General features: G+C 55.4%; 14 protein-coding genes and 2 pseudogenes. 8 read left to right on the top strand and 8 right to left on the bottom strand.

Going from position 1 to position 16,066, the window contains the following annotated elements:
* The first annotated feature begins 5 nt into the window (after nt 1–5).
* Nucleotides 6–632 (top strand): threonine export protein RhtC, encoded by a 627-nt coding sequence (gene rhtC, locus ACKWMY_RS13145; RefSeq protein WP_024529543.1) that lies wholly within the window; start codon nt 6–8, stop codon nt 630–632.
* Between the two features lie 33 nt (nt 633–665).
* Here rhtC and rhtB read toward each other — a convergent pair whose 3' ends face one another.
* The gene (gene rhtB / locus ACKWMY_RS13140) at nt 666–1,286 is read right to left on the bottom strand and encodes a homoserine/homoserine lactone efflux protein (RefSeq protein ID WP_021181524.1); all 621 of its coding nucleotides are present in this window, start codon (nt 1,284–1,286) and stop codon (nt 666–668) included.
* Between the two features lie 105 nt (nt 1,287–1,391).
* On the opposite strand from rhtB, the gene pldB reads away from it, so the two are divergent.
* From pldB to ACKWMY_RS13125, 3 genes and pseudogenes are all read left to right on the top strand, one after another.
* A complete protein-coding gene (gene pldB, locus ACKWMY_RS13135) occupies nt 1,392–2,429 on the top strand; it encodes a lysophospholipase L2 (RefSeq protein WP_065684873.1) in 1,038 nt (345 codons plus the stop codon).
* Between the two features lie 11 nt (nt 2,430–2,440).
* Nucleotides 2,441–3,241, top strand: coding sequence for a sugar/pyridoxal phosphate phosphatase YigL (yigL, locus tag ACKWMY_RS13130; protein WP_065684874.1), 801 nt, complete (start codon nt 2,441–2,443; stop codon nt 3,239–3,241).
* A gap of 62 nt (nt 3,242–3,303) precedes the next feature.
* A pseudogene (locus tag ACKWMY_RS13125) lies at nt 3,304–3,476 on the top strand (IS6 family transposase); the annotation flags it as partial.
* 37 nt (nt 3,477–3,513) lie between these two features.
* Here ACKWMY_RS13125 and alsS read toward each other — a convergent pair.
* Nucleotides 3,514–5,193, bottom strand: a complete 1,680-nt coding sequence (gene alsS / locus ACKWMY_RS13120; protein ID WP_199061518.1) for an acetolactate synthase AlsS — start codon at nt 5,191–5,193, stop codon at nt 3,514–3,516.
* 28 nt (nt 5,194–5,221) lie between these two features.
* Nucleotides 5,222–6,001: an acetolactate decarboxylase gene (budA, locus tag ACKWMY_RS13115; RefSeq protein WP_409486415.1), complete on the bottom strand. Its 780-nt coding sequence runs from the start codon at nt 5,999–6,001 to the stop codon at nt 5,222–5,224.
* Between the two features lie 430 nt (nt 6,002–6,431).
* Between budA and ACKWMY_RS13110 the strand changes: the two genes are divergently transcribed.
* Complete coding sequence (locus ACKWMY_RS13110; protein WP_074030112.1) at nt 6,432–7,334, top strand: LysR family transcriptional regulator; 903 nt, start codon at nt 6,432–6,434, stop codon at nt 7,332–7,334.
* Nucleotides 7,335–7,457: 123 nt separating this feature from the next.
* Here the strand turns inward: ACKWMY_RS13110 and glpQ are convergent, their stop codons facing one another.
* Both glpQ and glpT read right to left on the bottom strand, forming a co-directional pair.
* A complete protein-coding gene (gene glpQ / locus ACKWMY_RS13105) occupies nt 7,458–8,537 on the bottom strand; it encodes a glycerophosphodiester phosphodiesterase (protein ID WP_024529558.1) in 1,080 nt (359 codons plus the stop codon).
* Between the two features lie 104 nt (nt 8,538–8,641).
* Nucleotides 8,642–9,994 carry a glycerol-3-phosphate transporter gene (gene glpT, locus ACKWMY_RS13100; protein ID WP_021181519.1) on the bottom strand — a complete coding sequence of 451 codons (1,353 nt, stop codon included), beginning with the start codon at nt 9,992–9,994 and terminating at the stop codon, nt 8,642–8,644.
* A 361-nt stretch (nt 9,995–10,355) separates the two neighbouring features.
* Between glpT and glpA the strand changes: the two genes are divergently transcribed.
* From glpA to glpC, 3 genes are read left to right on the top strand one after another with little or no spacing between them, the layout of a single operon-like run.
* Entirely contained in the window at nt 10,356–12,005 is a 1,650-nt protein-coding gene (glpA, locus tag ACKWMY_RS13095) for an anaerobic glycerol-3-phosphate dehydrogenase subunit A (protein ID WP_409486414.1), read from the top strand.
* Nucleotides 11,995–13,266, top strand: coding sequence for a glycerol-3-phosphate dehydrogenase subunit GlpB (glpB, locus tag ACKWMY_RS13090; protein WP_409486453.1), 1,272 nt, complete (start codon nt 11,995–11,997; stop codon nt 13,264–13,266). Before glpA ends, glpB begins: the two co-directional genes overlap by 11 nt.
* Nucleotides 13,263–14,462 carry an anaerobic glycerol-3-phosphate dehydrogenase subunit GlpC gene (glpC, locus tag ACKWMY_RS13085; RefSeq protein ID WP_024529561.1) on the top strand — a complete coding sequence of 400 codons (1,200 nt, stop codon included), beginning with the start codon at nt 13,263–13,265 and terminating at the stop codon, nt 14,460–14,462. The genes glpB and glpC overlap by 4 nt, the downstream gene beginning before the upstream one ends.
* Before the next feature lie 36 nt (nt 14,463–14,498).
* Here glpC and ACKWMY_RS13080 read toward each other — a convergent pair whose 3' ends face one another.
* From ACKWMY_RS13080 to ACKWMY_RS13070, 3 genes and pseudogenes are all read right to left on the bottom strand, one after another.
* Nucleotides 14,499–15,065: a DcrB family lipoprotein gene (locus tag ACKWMY_RS13080; RefSeq protein WP_024529562.1), complete on the bottom strand. Its 567-nt coding sequence runs from the start codon at nt 15,063–15,065 to the stop codon at nt 14,499–14,501.
* A 46-nt stretch (nt 15,066–15,111) separates the two neighbouring features.
* Nucleotides 15,112–15,219: pseudogene (locus tag ACKWMY_RS13075) on the bottom strand (GNAT family N-acetyltransferase); the annotation flags it as partial.
* Between the two features lie 64 nt (nt 15,220–15,283).
* Complete coding sequence (locus ACKWMY_RS13070; RefSeq protein ID WP_024529563.1) at nt 15,284–15,949, bottom strand: 7-cyano-7-deazaguanine/7-aminomethyl-7-deazaguanine transporter; 666 nt, start codon at nt 15,947–15,949, stop codon at nt 15,284–15,286.
* Nucleotides 15,950–16,066: the final 117 nt, after the last annotated feature.

Raw genomic sequence — 16,066 nt, 5'->3', positions numbered from 1 at the left:
CACTCATGCTGATGTTGTTTTTAACGGTGGCGATGGTGCATTTGATTGCACTGATGAGCCCAGGGCCGGACTTCTTTTTTGTTTCGCAAACCGCAGCCAGTCGTTCCCGTCGCGAGGCGATGATGGGCGTGGTGGGGATCTCCCTCGGCGTCATGGTCTGGGCCGGTGTGGCGCTGCTGGGGCTGAACCTGATCCTGCAAAAGATGGCCTGGCTGCACCAGATCATCATGGTGGGCGGTGGCCTGTATCTGTGCTGGATGGGCTGGCAACTGCTGCGTTCCGCCCGTAGCCAGAATGCGCAAACTGCTCCGGCAGAAGAGGTGAAGGTGGCGTTACCCAAGCCGGGCCGCAGCTTTATCCGTGGCTTGCTCACCAACCTTTCCAACCCGAAGGCTGTCATTTACTTTGGTAGCGTATTCTCGCTGTTTGTCGGTGAGGATGTAGGGGCCGGAGCGCGTTGGGGATTATTCGCTCTGATCACCGGTGAAACCTTTATCTGGTTCACCCTGGTGGCGATCATCTTCGCGTTACCCGCCATGCGCCGGGGTTATCAGCGGATGGCGAAATGGATCGACGGCTTGGCCGGGGTGTTGTTCACCGGTTTTGGCCTGCATCTGATTTTTACCCGTTAATGATCGTCGGGCCGAACGCTTCGGCCCAATCGATCATGCCTTTCTTGCCGTTGCCAGTAATCCCGCCACCAGAATAAACAGCGAGCCAAAAATCCGGTTCAGCAGCTGCATTTGGCGCGGGGTCTTTAACCAACCGGCAATGCGCGTGGCCAGCGTGGCGTAACCAATCATCACCAGGATATCGATCACCACCGTGGTGACGCCGAGAATGACATACTGCTCGGCCTGGGGCTGGTTGGGCATGATGAACTGCGGGAACAGAGCTGCCAGAAACACGATGCTCTTGGGGTTGGTCAGATTCACCAGGACGGCTCGGCGAAACAGACGGCGCCGTGGCATGGTGCCTGCCAGAGTGTGCAGATCCAACGCGCCTGCGGCGCGCCACTGCTGGATACCCAGCCATACCAGATAGGCCGCACCAAACCATTTCAGTAGTTCAAAGGCCAGCAGCGATTGGGAGACCACCGCGCCGAGGCCAATCCCCACCAGCACAATATGGATACTCAGGCCTACCTGCAGACCCGCAATCGACGCTGCCGCTCCGCGATAGCCGTGGCTGATGCCGGTACTCATGGTGTTGATGGCACCGGAACCGGGGGAAAGACTGAGGATAAGGGTTGTCAGCAGATAGGTTAACCACCAGTCTAAGGTCATCGCAATGCTCCCTGAATACACCAATTTGTGCCACAATACGCTAGTATGATTTCCCGTGCCAGAGATCACATTTACCTCTCTGAACATCCCGTTAAAAGGTAGGCCATGTCGTCATTCACCCTTGATCCCGCGCAATGGTTAAACCGTGAAAAGCAGTTCTCTGCCTTCGCGACTGGGCCACTGCTGGATTTTTGGCGGCGACGTGAGGAAGGGGAGTTCACCGGCGTCGGGGGCGTACCGATCCGCTTTGTGCGTTTTGCTTCCCCGCTGCACCAGCGGGTAGTGGTGATCAGCCCGGGGCGCATCGAAAGCTATATCAAGTACCCGGAAGTGGCGTACGATCTGTTTCACAGCGGTTATGACGTGATGATCATCGATCATCGTGGTCAAGGGTTGTCCGGGCGGATGCTGGCAGATACGCACCGCGGGCATGTGGTAAACTTTGCCGACTACGTGGACGATTTTGCCCAGTTTTACCATCAGCAGGTCAAACCCTTGGGTTACCGGCAGCACGTCGCGCTGGCACACTCTATGGGGGGCGCGATACTGGCGCAGTTCCTGGCGCGTGAGCCACAGGCGTTTTCCGCCGTTGCACTCTGCGCACCGATGTTGGGCATTTATCTGCCGATGCCGGGCTGGATGGCCAACGGTATTTTGAACTGGACGGAAAAGCGCCCAGGGCTGCGTGACTATTACGCGGTTGGTACCGGGCATTGGCGGCCCTTGCCCTTTGTGGTCAATACGCTGACCCACAGCCGCGAGCGTTATCGCCGCAACCTGCGTTATTACGCCGATCATCCCGAGCTGCGGGTAGGCGGGCCAACCTATCACTGGGTCAAGGAAAGTATTCAGGCCGGGCAGCAGATCATCGCCCAGGCTGCTAACATCACTACGCCGATTTTATTATTGCAGGCCGGTGAGGATCGGGTGGTAGACAACCGTTCCCAGCGCGCTTTTTGTCAGGCACTGTCAGACGCGGGGCACCCTTGTGAAGGGGGAAAACCGTGGGTTATCAAAGGCGCTCGCCATGAGATCCTGTTCGAACGGGACGCGATGCGCGCCGAGGCACTGAACGCAATCCTGCGATTCTTTGCTCAGCACTTAGGCGGTACTGCTGCCGCCGAAAATTCCACTAGAGGTTAGAACATATCGCTATGTATCACGTCGTTGCTTCCGATTTAGATGGCACTCTGCTGTCCCCTGAGCACACCCTGACACCGTACGCCAAAGAAACGCTGCAGCTGCTGACGCAGCAGGGCGTGCACTTTGTTTTTGCTACCGGCCGCCACCATATCGACGTTTCCCAGATCCGCGATAATCTCGGCATCAGTGCTTTTATGATCACCTCCAACGGTGCGCGGGTACATAACACCGCCGGTGAGCTGATCTTCAGCCACAACCTGGATGAAGATATCGCCCGCGATCTGTACAACATGATGCACGATAACCAGGAAATCCTGACCAACGTCTACCGCAACGACGATTGGTTCATGAACCGTGAAAGCCCGGAGCAGGAAGAATTTTTCCAGGAATCGATCTTTAAATATGAGCTGTTTGAGCCGGGCTTGCTGGAAACCGATGGCGTGTGCAAGGTGTACTTCACCTGCGACGATCATGAAAAACTGCTGCCGCTGGAAGATGCCATCAACGCGCGCTGGGGCGATCGGGTCAACGTCAGCTTCTCGTTCCCAACCTGTCTGGAGGTGATGGCCGGTGGCGTCTCGAAAGGCCATGCGTTGGAAGAAGTCGCCAAGATCATCGGCTATTCGCTTAAAGAGTGCATCGCCTTTGGCGACGGCATGAACGATCTGGAAATGCTGTCGATGGCGGGGAAAGGCTGCATCATGCAGGATGCCCAGCAACGTCTGAAAGACAAGTTGCCGGAGCTGGAAGTGATTGGCTCCAACGTTGACGACGCCGTGCCTCATTACCTGCGTAAAATGTACTCGATTTAACTGATTGGGGCGCAGTCTTTACCGGCTGCGCCACCGAGCGACCTGGCTCACATTCCATCAACAATAACATGATTGAATGTGACCACGGTAAGCTGAAACGGATAATCAACCCGATGTTAGGCTTCAAGTCCATGAAGACGGCTTATAGCGGTCATGCGTGTGTTACGTAAAGGCCAGGCTGAACCTTGGTCCCCAAGGGAAAGGGCGTCTGGTGAACGACGTTTTCAGTCTCTAAGGAGAGTAGCTGAAGGGAACGTTTTCCCTAGCCCGAATCAAATCATCTGGCTGAAGTTCATTTGAGCCATCAGTTTGTAATTGTCAGCATAATCTACCGGGATTGCCACCACCACCGGCCCCTGAATTTCCATAGCCTTACGCAACATAGGCCGCAACTCCTCCACTGATTGCACCGCAAACCCGACTGCACCGCATGCCTCTGCATAGGCTTTGAAATCAATCGGGCCAAACTCTACACCAGACTTGCGTTGATATTTACTCACCTCCTGCATTTCCACCATGTTGTAGGCATTATCTACCCAAATCACATGCACAATATTGGCTTTCAGCCGCACCGCGGTTTCCAACTCCATGCTCGACTGCATAAATCCTCCATCGCCGGAGATGGATAACACTTTGTCTCCCGGCCGGACCAGCGCCGCACCAATGGCCCACGGCAGGGCAACCCCCATGGTCTGCTGGCCATTGGAGATCAGGAGTTGGCGGGCGCGGAAGCTATACAAATAGCGAGCGATCCAGATATGGAAGCTCCCCATATCCACACATAGCGTCACGTCATCGCTGACGATATCCTGCAGTTCCTTGACGATGCGCAATGGATGAATCGGCATACCGCCACGGCGTGCAGCACGCTCTGCCAGCTCCGCGCGCTGCAGGCCGAGATCGGATAAGATCAGTTCCACCTCGGCAGGCATCCCGATCACATTGCTGAAACCTTCGGTCAGCAAATTGATAGTGGCGTTGATATTACCGACCAGCTCCACATCTGGGCGGTAACAGGTATCAATTTCGGCCGGTTGTACATCGATATGTACCAGCATCAACCGCCTTTGGCTGTTCCACATGCAGGGATCGTATTCGATCGGGCTATAGCCCACACTGACCACCAGATCGGCTTTTTGCAACAGTTGGTCGGCAGGCTGATTGTTAAATAACCCGACGCGGCCAGCAAAGCGGGAAAAATCATTTGCATCAATCACTCCGGCGGCCTGATAGGTTCCTACCACCGGCATATGCGTACGCTGTAATAAATGGCGTATTGCGGCACTATTTTCCGGGCGGCTGGCTTGCAGCCCCAGCAACAGTACCGGACATTTCGCCTGCTGGATCAGTTTAAGCGCTTCGTGAATGTCCTCAGTTGAAGCGGCCCCCAGACGGGGTGAGCGGCCTCCGGTCAGCACCGGTGCCGTAACCGGTTCATTGATGATATCCATCGGCAAGCTGATAAACGCAGCCCCAGGACGGCCAAATTCAGCACTGCGGAACGCATTGGCCATCACTTCTGAAATGGCGGAACCGGTATGTACCTCGGCACAATATTTGGTTACTGGCCGGAACATGCTGACGGTATCCATGCTCTGGTGTGTTTGCTTAAGGTTGTCAGCACGTTTCACCGCCCCGCCCAAGGCCACCACCGCATCCCCTTCGGAGGTCGCGGTGGCCAGCCCGGTGATCAGGTTAGAGCTGCCAGGCCCGGAGGTCACCAGTGCGACTCCTGCCTTGCCGGTCAAGCGGCCAACTGCTGCCGCCATAAATGCCGCGTTGGCTTCGTGACGTACCACCACGGTTTTTATCTCAGGTTCATCTTCCAACGCATCGAACACGCGATCTATTTTCGCACCGGGAATACCAAATACTTGTTTCACGCCCTGCGCGTGCAGATTTTTAACCACCAAATCTGCACCACACCGCCAGTGATTGTCTGAACCAACCATAATCCACCTCCTGAAAAAACGACGCCGATTAACCCTCGGCAGAACGAATGGCGCAATCCAAATCCTCTGGACAGAGGTCGGCGCACAGGAAATCCGCATCGTGCGGCAATTGAAGATTGAGACGAGCGATCACGCCAAACTGCAGACGGCCATGATCGAGCTGATAATCCAGGACATGACCCCCACCGATGCGATCGTCAGTGATAAAGTGTTCGTGGTAACCCGCAACACTGATGCCCTGCATATAATCAGGTGAGCGGAATCCCACCAATGTGCCGCTGCGTTGCTGAAATGCAAAGGTCGGCTGCGCTTCGATCGCTTCCAGCATCGGTTTGTAGGGCCGCTCTTGCCGCGGTACGGTCCGGGTTTCCACATGGCTGAACAGACCATCAACCCGTAACGCACAGAACAGATTAGGTGAAGCTACCTGCTGGTCGATGCACCGGTGCAGGTCGGCTTTGCAGATCGGTTTTTCAATCTTTAGCGTCACACTCGGCTGAAAAAAAGTGACCACCGCGAATGGCGTTCTTTGTTGCAGACTGGCCGCACGGGCGCTGCCATCTGCACGCAACTGATGAACTTCCCGATCAAAAGCGATCAGTTCTCCATCAAGATGGTTGAAGGTCCCCAAGCCGAAGTTACCGTGCTTGAGCAACTCGGCGATAGTGATATCCCCTTCGTAAACACCATCAAGCAAGGCGCTCATCAATGAGGTCTGATAAATTTCCCCCTGACCACAATCCAGCGCTTGCTTGGCAAAACCTTGCGCCAGCTGCTGCGCACATGAACAGCCATGATTTTCATTCATTACCACCTCCTCCACCCGCACGGCACCTAAGGTGCGATGCGTTTAAATGCTCAAGAACATGAGCAAACCTGCCGCTGCTAAAGTGCTCACTGAGACCCCTTCAGCTGGCAACGGCAAAAAACAGTGATACAAACAGGCAACGCGCCGGACTCAACCAGAGTCTAGATAAAACAAAGACCTGCTAATGATTTTAACCGCGCCACACCACGTTTACGATTAATGTGGTATTGATTTTAAAATGCATGAAGCAGATGAATTAACTATCTAATTTCAAATTTTAAGTTTTATAAAGATAAATTAAGGTTTTTTATATTGATAATTGAATATGATTAGCACGATATCGCTGACTCACTCTGGAAGTAGAGTAGCGCTAACTCAGCCGGTAGAGAACCGAGTATTCATAAGTAATGCTTTTGCATATAATGCAAAGATGAATGACGCACGCTATGCCGAACATTTGCCGATCTTTCTCGATGTTGCCCAATTGGGTAGTTTCTCTGCCGCCGCACGCAAACTGGGTATGGTGCCTTCTTCATTGGTGCGGCATATCGATACGCTGGAAGGTGAGCTTGGGGTCATGCTGTTTGTGCGCTCAACTCGCGGCCTGGTGCTGACCGATGCTGGTGAAATGCTGAAAAAGCGTGCCACACTGTTGCTGACGCAAATCATCGACATCCGCGCCGAACTGGCAGCACAAAACGAGACTCCGCAAGGCGTGCTGCGTATCAGTTGCTTGCCCACCTTCGGTAAAACCTATCTGTTGCCGCTGTTGCCGGTGCTAATCCAGCGTTATCCAAGGCTGGCAGTTGAGTTGGATCTCACCGAGCGCCAGACCGATCCGAAACAAGAATTGCTGGACGCCGCCATCCGTATCGGCGAGCAGAAAGACAGTTCACTGTACGCAACCCGCATCGCCACCCAGCGCTGGTTCATGTGTGCCAGCCCGGACTATATCGTTCACAATGGGATACCGGCCAACCTACAGGAGTTACGTGATCATCAGTTGATCGCTCGCTATCACAAACAGCAACCCGCTTGCTGGGCGCAAATCCTCAGTGAACCTCTGATGAATCAGTGCAAGATGGTGCTGCGCTGTGATGATTTTTCGGCACAGCGGCAAGCGGCATTACTCGGATTAGGCATCGCTTTCTTGCCTAACTGGGTGGTAGGACCGGATATTCAGGCAGGAAGTTTGTTGCCTCTGCTGGCAGATCCACGCGGCGAGGAACAAGGGATCTATCTGTTGCGCCCAGTAGCCAGAATCTCGGCCAAATTGAGCGTTTTTATAAGTTTGCTTACTGAGCGTATTGGTCAACCTCCAAGCTGGCAATGACGTGGCTCAATCGAGCTTTTCAATCCCGGTTCAGCCTCTGGTATCGGCATTTATGTGGTTGCTTTGCTGTTACGGCAGGCTTGGTTCTGATCCCCACCGGGGTAACCCGGTGGGGAGTCGTCGTTACTTATGTTGCCCTTGCTTTTGCAGGAACTGTACGCCCTTGTCCGGGAAGTCGGTAAACACGCCGTCAACGCCCGCCTGATTGTAAATCGCGTCGAACAGTTGGTTCACGTCGGTGACGTATTTCGGCAGCTTATCGGCACGAATAGTGTAAGGGTGCACCGCCATATTGCTGGCATGAGCGTCCTTGACCATATCGGTCAACACAATCTGGTTCGGTTTGGATTTTTCTTCGACGATCAGCATATGATAGTCAGGCCCGATGCCGTCGGCATACTGGGCGATCTTTTTCATCGCGCCCGGTTTGAACATCCAGTCGTAGTCATAGTTGACCCACTTGCCGTCGGCCTTCTGCTCGTAGGTTTCGTTCCAGTCGGTGTAGGCAATCAGCTGCACCAGCTTCAGATCCATCCCCATCTTGGGTTCCAGCTGATCCTTGATGCGTTTCAGCTCGTTGGCATCAAAACACTGCAGATAGACGTTGTCGCTCTTGCTGGTGTAGCCGTATTGCTTAAGGACTTCCAGCACCCTGGTGGAGATGTCTTTTCCTTCCTGCTGATGGAACCAGGGGGCCTTGATTTCCGGGTAAAGGCCGATGTTCTTGCCGGTTGAATGGTTGAGACCCTGTACGAACTCGATCTCTTCCTGGAAGGTGTGGACGCGGAAGTCGGATTTGCCCATCGGGAAGCGGCCAGGGTAGCTTTGCACCTGCTTACCGTCTTTGATATCAAAGCCTTCGGTGAACTTCAGCGATTTGATCTCAGGCAGCGTAAAGTCGATGGCGTAGTAGCGGCCATCTTTACGCGCCCTGTCCGGGAAGCGCTCGGCAACGTCGGTGACGCGATCCAGATAGTGGTCGTGCAACACCACCAGCTCGTTGTCTTTGGTCATCACCAGATCTTGCTCAAGGAAGTCGGCACCCTGCGCGTAGGCCATCGCCTTGGCCGGTAACGTATGCTCCGGCAGATAGCCACTGGCACCGCGGTGAGCGATAACCACTTTATCTGCAGCCTGGGCGGCACTGAGCATTGAAGTGGCAAGAATGATCCCTGTCAGCAGGGCTTTGGTTTGAGTCCGCATTCTGTGTTGCTCCATGTTGTAGAGGTAAGAAAAAGGCCGCAGCGCGGCCTTAGATTGACGATAAAGGGTAGGTAGGGGCGCTGCATGCTGCGCCCGCTTAGCTTTTAACCGCGTTTGGCCGCGATTTCTGCGTGGTGTTTCTTCTCGCTGATCATGGTCAGCACCAGCAGGATCACCGCACCGATGCTGCCGCCGATCATCACCATAAAGCCGCCGTCCCAACCGAAGTAGTCAACGGTATAGCCGACGATGGCGCTGGCTGCGACCGAACCGCCCAGGTAACCGAACAGGCCGGTAAAGCCTGCGGCGGTACCTGCCGCTTTCTTCGGTGCCAGTTCCAGCGCGTGCAGGCCGATCAGCATGACTGGGCCATAGATCAGGAAGCCGATGGTGATCATACAGGCCATATCGATGCCTGGGTTACCCACTGGGTTCAGCCAGTAAACGATAGTGGCGATGGTCACCAGAACCATGAAGAACACCCCGGTGGCGCCACGGTTGCCTTTAAACACCTTGTCCGACATCCAGCCGCACAGCAGGGTGCCTGGGATACCGGCGTATTCGTACAGGAAGTAGGCCCAGGAGGACTTATCCAGCGCGAAGTGTTTCACTTCTTTCAGGTAGGTTGGTGACCAGTCCAGGATGCCGTAGCGCAGCAGATACACGAACACGTTGGCGATCGCGATATACCACAGCAGTTTGTTTGGCAGCACGTACTGCATGAAGATCTGCTTGGCAGTCAGCTCTTCTTCAGCCTCTTCGGTGTAATCATCCGGGTAGTCGTTTTTGTATTCTTCAATCGGCGGCAAACCAACAGATTGCGGGGTGTCACGCATCAAGGCGAAGGCGATCAGGGCCACCAGGATCGCACCGAAGGCAGGCATATACAGGGCCGCATGCCAGTCGTTAAACCAGGCCATACCCAGCAGGAACAGCAGTGGAGGCAGGCCACCACCGACGTTGTGCGCACAGTTCCATACCGAAACAATACCGCCACGCTCTTTCTGTGACCACCAGTGCACCATGGTACGGCCACAAGGCGGCCAACCCATACCCTGGAACCAACCACACAGGAACAGCAGCACGAACATCACGGCAATGCTGGAGGTAGCCCAAGGCACAAAGCCCATAAACAGCATGACGGCAGCAGCCAGGATCAGGCCGGCGGGTAGGAATACACGCGGGTTGGAACGGTCAGAAACCGACCCCATGATGAACTTGGAGAAACCGTAGGCGATGGAAATCCCTGACAGCGCAAAGCCCAGGTCACCACGGCTGAAGCCCTGATCGATCAGATACGGCATCGCCAGGGTGAAGTTTTTACGCACCAGATAGTAGGCGGCGTAACCGAAAAAGATCCCCATAAAAATCTGCCAGCGCAGCTTACGGTAGAGCGGGTCTACCTTGTCGACTGGCACACGAGAAATGTGTGCAGCTGGCTTAAAAATACTCAACATGAGCGCCTCCGATGGCTTTATCTGTTTATTGCCTCAACAGGAAACGGCTGTCCTGAAGATGAGCTTGCGGATACCTGAAGTGTTGTTAAATGTTCCATAACGAGCGCAATGCTAGAGAAAACCCCCCGGTCACACCGTGATGGATGGCTCATTTGTTACACTTTTATGAAACTGTGGCGAATTTTGAGTGATCGGTTAACATTTTGGAATGGCTAAATAGCACAAATACGTGATGTTTGTCACATTCATGGCTTTTTATGGCCATATTATTTTCGTTTTCTGTTCGTTATTGTTCCTTATCAAACAAAAACCCTACTGACTGTGGCTAAATAAACGCATAACTACAGGCTCAGGGGGCGTGATGAGCAACAACTCACCAATCACCGAAACGGACGTGATCATCATTGGCGGCGGCGCTACCGGCGCGGGGATTGCCCGTGACTGCGCGCGGCGCGGTCTGCGTTGCGTTTTACTGGAAAGGCATGACATCGCCACTGGCGCGACTGGCCGCAACCACGGGTTGTTGCACAGCGGGGCGCGCTATTCGGTCACCGACGGCGAATCGGCACGCGAGTGTATTGAAGAAAACCGCATCCTCAAGCGCATTGCACACCACTGCATCGAACGTACCGACGGCCTGTTCATTACCTTGCCGCAGGACTCATTGGCCTTTCAGCAGCAGTTTATTACCGCCTGTCGCAGCGCTGGCATTGAGGCCGAAGCCATTGACCCTGCGCTGGCATTATGCCTGGAGCCTGCGGCTAACCCGGGGCTGATCGGCGCGGTACGAGTGCCGGATGGCACCGTCGATCCTTTCCGCTTAACGGCGGCCAACATGCTTGATGCGCGTGAACATGGCGCAAAAATCCTAACCTATCATCAGGTTACCGGTTTGTTGCGTACTGGCGATCGCGTGACGGGCGTGCGCGTTTTCGATCATCAGGTTGCACAGCAGTACGATATTCATGCTCAGGTGGTGGTCAATGCCGCCGGGATCTGGGGCCAGCAAATTGCCGAGTATGCCGATCTGCGCATCCGCATGTTCCCTGCCAAAGGGGCGTTGCTGATCCTGGGCCATCGCATCAATAACATGGTGATTAACCGCTGCCGTAAACCGGCGGATGCCGACATTCTGGTACCTGGCGATACCATCTCGCTGATTGGTACCACCTCCACTCATATCGAGTACGACCAGATTGACAACATGGTGGTGACGCCACAGGAAGTGGATATATTAATCCGCGAAGGCACGCTGCTGGCCCCGAAACTGGCGCAAACGCGCATTCTGCGTGCCTATGCGGGCGTGCGGCCACTGGTCGCCAGCGACGACGACCCTTCTGGGCGCAACGTCAGCCGCGGCATCGTGCTGCTCGACCATGCGGCGCGCGATGGGTTGGAGGGTTTTATCACCATTACCGGCGGCAAGCTGATGACTTACCGGCTGATGGCCGAATGGGCCACCGATTTGGTCTGCACCAAGCTGGGCATCGACAGCCCTTGCACCACGGCGGAAGTGGCGTTGCCCGGCTCCCGCCAGAGCGCCGAAGAGACGGTGCGCAGCGTGGTTTCACTGCCTGCCAGCATCCGGGGCTCGGCGGTGTACCGTCATGGCGATCGTGCCAGCCTGGTCCCTTCTGGCAACCGGCTGGACAACAGCCTGGTGTGTGAGTGTGAAGCGGTGACTGCCGGTGAGGTGCGTTATGCGGTGGATTCTCTGACCGTCAACAATCTGGTCGATCTGCGCCGCCGCACCCGCGTTGGGATGGGGACCTGCCAGGGTGAGCTGTGTGCCTGCCGTGCCGCAGGTTTGTTGACGCGGTTTAACGTGGTGACGCCGCAGCAATCCATCACCCAACTGTCCCATTTCCTCAATGAACGCTGGAAAGGCGTGCGGCCTATCGCCTGGGGCGATGCCCTGCGGGAGAGCGAATTCACCAGTTGGGTATATCAAGGGTTATGCGGGTTAGATGCGCAGGGTGACGCTAAGCAGGAGGCGGATGATGCAATTTGATGCGGTGGTGATTGGTGGTGGTTTGGCCGGGTTGAGCTGTGCTATCCGTTTAGCCGAGCATGGCAAACGCTGCGCAGTAGTCAGTTCTGGCCAAAGCGCGCTCTATTTTTCTTCCGGCTCGCTCGATCTGCTGGCCCATCTGCCCGATGGGACGCCGGTGGCGTCGCCTCTGTCTGCCTTGCACGAACTGGCGCAACAGGCTCCACAGCATCCATATAGCCTGATGGGGGCCACACAGGTGGCCGCGCTGGCAACGCAAGCCGAGCAATTGCTACAGCGTTGCGGGTGGCAGATGCAGGGCGATAGCAGCCAAAACCATCTACGCGTGACCCCCCTCGGGACCCGCCGTGGCACCTGGCTCAGCCCCCTGGCGATCCCTGTCTCTCCCTTGGATGGGAAGTTGCCGTGGCGGAATATCGCCGTACTGGGGATTGAAGGCTTTCTGGATTTCCAACCGCAGATGGCGGCCAGCTCATTGATTCAGGAGCAGGGCCTCAAGGCAGAAGTGGCATTTTTGCATCTGCCAGTGTTGGATCGCTTACGTAATAACCCTAGCGAGTTCCGCGCGGTGAATATTGCCCGCGTACTGGATCTGCCAGAACATCTAGCCCTGCTGGCGGAAGAGATTACACGCCAGGCAGGTGAGGCAGAGGCCATCTTGCTGCCAGCCTGCCTGGGGTTAGAGGATGATGAACCCTTGATGACGTTGCGCCGGTTGGTCGGTAAGCCCGTTTATCTGTTACCCACGCTGCCACCTTCCGTGCTTGGTATGCGGCTGCATCAGGCATTGCGCCAGCGCTTGCAGCAACTGGGTGGGGTGTTTATGCCGGGGGATAGCGTGTTGCGTGCCAGCTTCGACGGGCAGCGTGTCACCGGTCTGTATACCCGCAATCACACCGACATTCCGCTGCGGGCGCAGCAGGTGATACTGGCCAGCGGCAGCTTCTTCAGCAACGGCCTGGTGGCCGCTTTTGACGGCATTCGTGAGCCAGTATTTGGCCTCGACGTGTACAGCAAAGCCGAACGCGCCGACTGGAGCGATGCCAATCTGTTTGCTCCGCAGCCGTACCTGCAATTTGGGGTTCAGACCGATGCCGCGCTGCGGGCGTTAAAACAGGGGGAGGCGATGACCAATCTGTATGCTATCGGTGCCGTGGTTGGCGGTTACGATCCGTTGCAGCAGGGCTGTGGTGCCGGGGTTTCGCTGCTCGGTGCGCTGCACGTTGCCCAACAGATCCTGTCACAGGAGGTTTCAGCATGAGCCTGTTACCAGACAACAGCTTCGAGAGCTGCATCAAATGCACCGTCTGCACCACCTATTGCCCGGTCGCCAAGGCTAACCCGCTCTATCCAGGGCCAAAACAGGCCGGGCCGGATGGGGAACGCCTGCGGCTGAAAGATCCGGCGCTTTACGACGAAGCGTTGAAGTATTGTACCAACTGCAAGCGCTGTGAGGTGGCTTGCCCTTCCGACGTTAAAATCGGCGATATTATCCAACGTGCCCGGGCCAATTTCAGCCAAAGCAAACCGACGCTGCGCGATGCCATCCTCAGTCATACCGACATCATGGGCACCCTATCGACGCCGTTTGCGCCGATCGTTAACGCGACTACCGGCCTGAAGCCGGTGCGCAAGCTGTTGGATAAGGCGCTGAAGATCGACCATCGGCGTGAACTGCCGAAATACTCGTTTGGCACCTTCCGCCGTTGGTATCGCCAGCAGGCGGAACAGCAGCAGCGCTATGCCGAACAAGTGGCGTTTTTCCACGGTTGCTTTGTTAATTACAACCATCCGCAGCTTGGTAAAGACCTGATCAAGGTGTTTAACGCCATGGATATCGGCGTGCAACTGCTCAAGCGTGAGAAATGCTGTGGCGTACCGCTGATCGCCAACGGCTTTATTGCGCAGGCGAAGAAGCAGGCCAAAGTGAATGCGGAATCACTGCATGATGCGGTCCTGACCAAAGGTATACCGGTGGTGGCTACTTCGTCGAGCTGCACGTTTACCCTGCGTGATGAGTACCCGCATTTGTTGGAGGTGGACACCTCGGCGGTGCGCGAACGGGTTGAGCTGGCTACGCGTTATCTCTATCGTCTGATCAGCCAAGGGCGCACCTTGCCGCTCAAACAGACGCCGCTGCGGGTGGCTTACCACACGCCGTGTCATATGGAGAAAATGGGCTGGACGGCCTATACGCTGGAGCTATTGCGGCAGATCCCAGGGCTGGAGCTGGTGGTGCTGGACTCGCAGTGCTGCGGTATCGCCGGGACTTACGGCTTCAAGTCGGAAAACTATGAAACCTCGCAAGGCATTGGTGCCTCGCTATTTCGCCAGATTGAAGCGAGCGGGGTGGACATGGTGATCACTGACTGTGAAACCTGCAAATGGCAGATCGAGATGTCCACCAGCAAGCGCTGTGAACATCCGATCACCCTGTTAGCACAGGCATTGGTGTAATGCATTAAATCGGGCCAGCATGCTGGCCCACTACGATTACTGCTTGATCTTCACCGTATTGAACACGCCAGCCGCTACGCTTTGAGACTGCTGCTGGTTATCCGCTGGCAGCGTGATTTGCAAGGTCAGTTGCTTACCGTCTGGCAGCATAGCGAGCAGTACGCCAGAGTAGGCTTTCTGGCCAGCCACGGTGATCACGGTATCCAGTTGGCGCATTGGCGTGCCGTTAATTTCAACCGCTTTATTGGTAATGACCTGCAGGTTGGCATCGCGGGAGCGTTGCTGTTCTTCCAGATGCGTGGTCAGGGTTTCCAGATCGTCTGCTGCCTTGTCCGCGACGATCGCGATCACCGTACGCTGGCCGGTGCTGTCGGCATAGATGCGCGCGTTAGTTGGCTGGTTGGTCAGCTTATCGCTCTGATCGGCCAAACCGTTTGGCAGGGTAAAGGTCAGCTTGCCATCCAATAAACTCACCTGTTGTCCGCTTGGGATGCTGGCTGCTGCGCTGCCTGCGGGGGCATTAGTGTCTTTGGTGGCGTTATCACAGGCCGCCAGGCCAAGCACTAACAGGCCGATACCCATCAATTTTGTTACTTTACGCATCTGGTGTTCCTTATTCCTTTGCACAGAGAGTTGGTTGACCGTATGGCTAGATGTCACAGGTTTTTTTAAGTAATAGACGATACTCGTCTACTTCGCCTTTCTTTTCTAGAGCGAAAATCCGATATTCGTGGCTAATGAGCATTTTTAGCATGGCGAGTGGTTAAGCGCATGGGCAGCCGCCATAAAGTCAGGCTGCCCAGTATAAACCAGAAGGCGGGTTAACTCAGTTGCAACCGGCTGGTGGGTTGGCGCTCTGCCAGGCGTTTGAGCAGCATATTGAGCAGTACCCCGTACATCGGCAGGAAGAACACCAGACAGATCAGCACCTTGAAGCTGTAATCCACCAGTGCGATCTCCACCCAGTTGGCGGCCATAAAGGGATCGCTGCTTTTGTAGAAGGCGATAAAGAAGAAGGCCAGGGTATCGCTGATATTGCCCAGGAACATGGCCGCGGCGGGAGCAACCCACCAGGCGCTGCGTTGGCGCAGGCGGTTGAACACCTGCACGTCCAGGATCTGGCCCAGCACGTAGGCCATAAAGCTGGCGGCGGCGATACGCGCCACAAACAGGTTGAAGCTGGTTAAGGCGGCAAAGCCCTGCCACTCACCCTGGAAAGTGACGGTAGAGATCACATAGGAGATAAACAGCGCCGGGACCATCACGGCAAGGATAATCCTGCGTGCCAGCGGGGCACCGAAGATCCGCACGGTCAGGTCAGTGGCCAGGAAGATAAACGGAAAAGTGAAGGCACCCCAGGTGGTGTGAAAGCCGAAAATGCTGATCGGCAACTGCACCAGGTAGTTGCTGGAAGTAATGATGGCAATGTGGAATAGCGATAGCCAAACCAACGCGATTAAGCGTTGTCGATCGGTAAACGAATACATAATGTAGCCTTTTTGAGTGTGGGGTGAGGGAACCCATTGTTAACTGCGCGGCGACATGGTACGCGTTTGGGCATTCAATGCAATGGTTAAATTTAACGCAAACGTTAACGTATCTTG

The organism is Serratia sp. J2, from assembly GCF_046269175.1.
GTDB lineage: Bacteria > Pseudomonadota > Gammaproteobacteria > Enterobacterales > Enterobacteriaceae > Chania > Chania fonticola_C.
Note: the sequence above shows the minus strand (reverse complement) of the source record. Positions and strands in the feature narration are given on the sequence as shown.

Bases quoted from the DNA above. Each gene is read 5' to 3' on its own strand.
- glpA (WP_409486414.1), top strand. From the start codon at position 10,356: ATGAGCAACAACTCACCAATCACCGAAACGGACGTGATCATCATTGGC.
- glpC (WP_024529561.1), top strand. From the start codon at position 13,263: ATGAGCCTGTTACCAGACAACAGCTTCGAGAGCTGCATCAAATGCACC.
- ACKWMY_RS13080 (WP_024529562.1), bottom strand. From the start codon at position 15,065: ATGCGTAAAGTAACAAAATTGATGGGTATCGGCCTGTTAGTGCTTGGC.
- glpQ (WP_024529558.1), bottom strand. From the start codon at position 8,537: ATGCGGACTCAAACCAAAGCCCTGCTGACAGGGATCATTCTTGCCACT.
- ACKWMY_RS13070 (WP_024529563.1), bottom strand. From the start codon at position 15,949: ATGTATTCGTTTACCGATCGACAACGCTTAATCGCGTTGGTTTGGCTA.
- rhtC (WP_024529543.1), top strand. From the start codon at position 6: ATGCTGATGTTGTTTTTAACGGTGGCGATGGTGCATTTGATTGCACTG.
- ACKWMY_RS13110 (WP_074030112.1), top strand. From the start codon at position 6,432: ATGAATGACGCACGCTATGCCGAACATTTGCCGATCTTTCTCGATGTT.
- rhtB (WP_021181524.1), bottom strand. From the start codon at position 1,286: ATGACCTTAGACTGGTGGTTAACCTATCTGCTGACAACCCTTATCCTC.
- pldB (WP_065684873.1), top strand. From the start codon at position 1,392: ATGTCGTCATTCACCCTTGATCCCGCGCAATGGTTAAACCGTGAAAAG.
- yigL (WP_065684874.1), top strand. From the start codon at position 2,441: ATGTATCACGTCGTTGCTTCCGATTTAGATGGCACTCTGCTGTCCCCT.
- alsS (WP_199061518.1), bottom strand. From the start codon at position 5,193: ATGGTTGGTTCAGACAATCACTGGCGGTGTGGTGCAGATTTGGTGGTT.
- glpB (WP_409486453.1), top strand. From the start codon at position 11,995: ATGCAATTTGATGCGGTGGTGATTGGTGGTGGTTTGGCCGGGTTGAGC.
- glpT (WP_021181519.1), bottom strand. From the start codon at position 9,994: ATGTTGAGTATTTTTAAGCCAGCTGCACACATTTCTCGTGTGCCAGTC.
- budA (WP_409486415.1), bottom strand. From the start codon at position 6,001: ATGAATGAAAATCATGGCTGTTCATGTGCGCAGCAGCTGGCGCAAGGT.